The 2983-nt window shown below is 58.9% G+C and carries 4 protein-coding genes and 3 tRNA genes; all 7 read right to left on the reverse strand.

Features of this window, described 5'->3' with window-relative positions; all coding sequences use genetic code 11:
- The coding region (locus ACODS9_RS26420) for a GTP-binding protein (RefSeq protein ID WP_256214500.1) at positions 1 to 148 on the reverse strand (148 nt) is incomplete at its 3' end.
- Between the two features lie 79 nt (positions 149 to 227).
- Positions 228 to 303: transfer RNA gene (locus ACODS9_RS26425), tRNA-Thr, on the reverse strand.
- Positions 304 to 331: 28 nt separating this feature from the next.
- Positions 332 to 405, reverse strand: a tRNA-Gly gene (locus ACODS9_RS26430).
- A 24-nt stretch (positions 406 to 429) separates the two neighbouring features.
- Positions 430 to 513: transfer RNA gene (locus tag ACODS9_RS26435), tRNA-Tyr, on the reverse strand.
- Between the two features lie 152 nt (positions 514 to 665).
- A complete protein-coding gene (locus ACODS9_RS26440) occupies positions 666 to 1091 on the reverse strand; it encodes a hypothetical protein (RefSeq protein ID WP_046857351.1) in 426 nt (141 codons plus the stop codon).
- Between the two features lie 11 nt (positions 1092 to 1102).
- Positions 1103 to 1852, reverse strand: a complete 750-nt coding sequence (locus tag ACODS9_RS26445; RefSeq protein ID WP_489095117.1) for a pantothenate kinase — start codon at positions 1850 to 1852, stop codon at positions 1103 to 1105.
- Complete coding sequence (birA, locus tag ACODS9_RS26450; protein ID WP_401112475.1) at positions 1842 to 2801, reverse strand: bifunctional biotin--[acetyl-CoA-carboxylase] ligase/biotin operon repressor BirA; 960 nt, start codon at positions 2799 to 2801, stop codon at positions 1842 to 1844. Before birA ends, ACODS9_RS26445 begins: the two co-directional genes overlap by 11 nt.
- Between the last annotated feature and the right edge of the window lie 182 nt (positions 2802 to 2983).

A 2983-nucleotide genomic window follows, 5' to 3' on the forward strand; every position in this document is an offset into this window, starting at 1 on the left:
TCTTGTCGAACTCAACGACGGCCGAACCGAAAACTTCGGAGCAGACGCGGGTCAGCGCTGCAGTCAGAGTGGTCTTACCATGGTCAACGTGGCCGATAGTGCCGACGTTAACGTGAGGTAGCGAACGATCAAACTTTTCCTTAGCCATCGATACAGTCCTCCGCAGAAGAAATAGTCATACCGCTGATAAAACAAAGGCAGATATTTTCATATCTGCCTTGTTTATATGGAGCTCTTGAGCGGATTTGAACCGCTGACCTCACCCTTACCAAGGGTGTGCTCTACCAACTGAGCTACAAGAGCTAAACACTTTGTGCAACAACAGCAAACTTGGAGCGGGTAGCGGGAATCGAACCCGCATCATCAGCTTGGAAGGCTGAGGTTCTACCACTAAACTATACCCGCGGAGCTTGCGGCTCTCGCTAAAACTGGTGGAGGGAGAAGGATTCGAACCTTCGAAGCTCTCGCAACGGATTTACAGTCCGTCCCCTTTGGCCGCTCGGGAATCCCTCCAGATGTGGCCGGCATTCTACTTGGCTGCCGCCCCAGTGTCAAGCGTTTTTTCAAATTTTTTCAATCAAATCTGAAACTTAGCTGCTTTGACACTGCCTCCAGATCTACCACCTAAGTGATGTTCCCTGTGAAGCGGGCGCCATTCTATCAAGCTATTCGGCAGTTGCAATACCCTCGCACAAAATAATTTTGTGTTTTAAGTCTTTGAAATCCTTGGAAAGAGTCGAGAGCACAGCCGGGTCCAGCAAACGCTCGCTTTCCGGGGCAACCTTGAGCCAGAGCCCGTCGGCACCCGGTAGCTGACCAACCACTGGCAGGGCAGCGATATCCAGGCTCACCAGCCGCTGACGCAAGGCCTCGAGCTGCTCGGGCGCAGCCATGCCCCCAACCACCAGGCATTCGTCACGGCGCCGGGCGGGCGCCGCAACTCCGGTTTCGCGCAACAGGCGGATTTCCTGCTGGGAACCTTTGTACAAAGCCAACGGGGCGACTTCCTTGACCTTCAGGGGAGCTTCCTGCTGATGCCACACGTAATAAAAGACGTTGAGCACAACCAACAGCAGAAACAACCAGCGCATAGTCAGTCACCTCAGTTCAATGGACAGGCCATGGCCAAACCGACGAATACCAGGTCCGGCACGATCCGAGCCTTCGGCGCCGCTTCCTGCACCAAGGGCGCATCCCCTCCGGTCAGAAAGACAGTGAAGTCCTCACCCCACATCGCCCTGGCCTGCTCGATCTGGGTACGGGCGAAGCCCTGGAGCATCAGCACACAACCACGCTCGACCGCCTCGACGGTCGAGCGCCCCGGTGCCAGGCTGTTCAGGGCGCGCTCGGCCGACGCATCGTCATAGCGAATACGCCGGGTATGGGTGCGCAACTGGCTACGCATCAGCGGCATGCCCGGGCAGATGTAGCCACCAAGGTGTTCACCATTGGCCGCGACGAAATCGGCCTTGGCTGCGGTGCCGAAATCAATGACCAGGCAAGCACGCCCGGCCAGGTGATAGGCACCCAGCGCGCCCAGCCAGCGGTCCATGCCCAGACGCTGATAATCGTCATAGCCATTGCGCACGCCGGCCATTTCCTGCACAGGCTGGGCCACGTTTACCTCGACCCCGAACGAGGCCTGGATCAGTGCGCACAGCGATGAAGTTTCCGCTTCACTGCGCACGCTGACCATGCGGCAACCAGTCAGACTCAGGCTCGAGAGTCCTGCGACAGCTGCGACCAATGCCTGATCGGAGTCCACGATGCCACCACCGTTGATGGTGGCGTCGGCTGCATGGATGACGCGCCACTTGATAAAGCTGTTTCCACAATCGAGCTCAAGAATCATCACGCAACCTCAGACTGAGCTCGCCGCCACTGAAGCTCTTCTCCACACCATCGACCTCCAGACGCAAGCCGCCCTGCCCATCCACCCCCAGCGCGACGCCTTCGATACGCGAAGTGCCCGCGACAAGCGAAACTTTGCGCCCCTGCCACAGGTGCGCCTGCTCCCATTCCTCCTGGAACGCAGCGAAACCATAGCGGCGATGGCGACCAAGTTCGTGTTGCAACTGCTGGCTGAGCACCGCCACCAGGTGGTTGCGATCCACCAGCTGCCCAGCTTCGCCGCGCATCGAGGCCCATTGCTGATCGATCTGTTCGTTGCCCTGCATGTTTACATTAATGCCGATACCCAGCACCACATGGCAGACGTCCGCAGGATCCCCGACCAGCTCCAGGAGTATTCCGGTGATCTTGCGCCCGCCGGCAAGGACATCATTGGGCCACTTGAGCCCCACATCCTTTAGCCCGAACGCCTGCAGTGCACGCATCACCGCCAGGCCGACCACCAGGCTCAAGCCCTCGAGCTGACGCATGCCGCCATCGATGCGCAGGACCAGGCTGTAATAGAGGTTTTCGGCAAAAGGGCTGACCCACGGACGCCCACGACGACCGCGACCTGCACTCTGGCGCTCGGCCAGCACCAGAAACGGCGCCGCCTGCCCTTGCGCGATCAGCCTCAGCCCTTCGGCATTGGTGGAGTCGATGGTTTCGTGAATGAACACCGGCCATGGCTCGCCCTGCGAGAACTTGGCGATTGCCTGCGCTTCGAGCAGGTTCAACGGCGCCGCCAGCTGATAGCCGCGGCCACGGACCTTGTGAATGGTCAGGTTCAGTTCGCTCTCCAGGTGCTGCAGCTGCTTCCAAACGGCGCTGCGACTCACCCCAAGGGCGGCCCCCAGGGCTTCTCCGGAATGGAACCGGCCATCCTTGAGGAGGTTCAACAACTTCAGCATGCCAATCTCGACTCGGAATAAGGCTGGCATGATAGCCACGCCCCGAGGGCTTGCATAGGAAAAGGGCTACCGCTGCCATTACAGGCGACGGGCTCCTACAAGGGCGGGCGTTAACTTGCCAAACGCGCAAAGACAAAACCCCTACCTGCTCGCGCAGATAGGGGTTTTGCGAAATGAATCTT

It is taken from the genome of Pseudomonas sp. FG36, assembly GCF_057809275.1.

Excerpts from the sequence above, each read along its gene's own strand:
- ACODS9_RS26445 (WP_489095117.1), bottom strand. The coding sequence starts at position 1,852 with ATGATTCTTGAGCTCGATTGTGGAAACAGCTTTATCAAGTGGCGCGTC.
- ACODS9_RS26440 (WP_046857351.1), bottom strand. The coding sequence starts at position 1,091 with ATGCGCTGGTTGTTTCTGCTGTTGGTTGTGCTCAACGTCTTTTATTAC.
- birA (WP_401112475.1), bottom strand. The coding sequence starts at position 2,801 with ATGCTGAAGTTGTTGAACCTCCTCAAGGATGGCCGGTTCCATTCCGGA.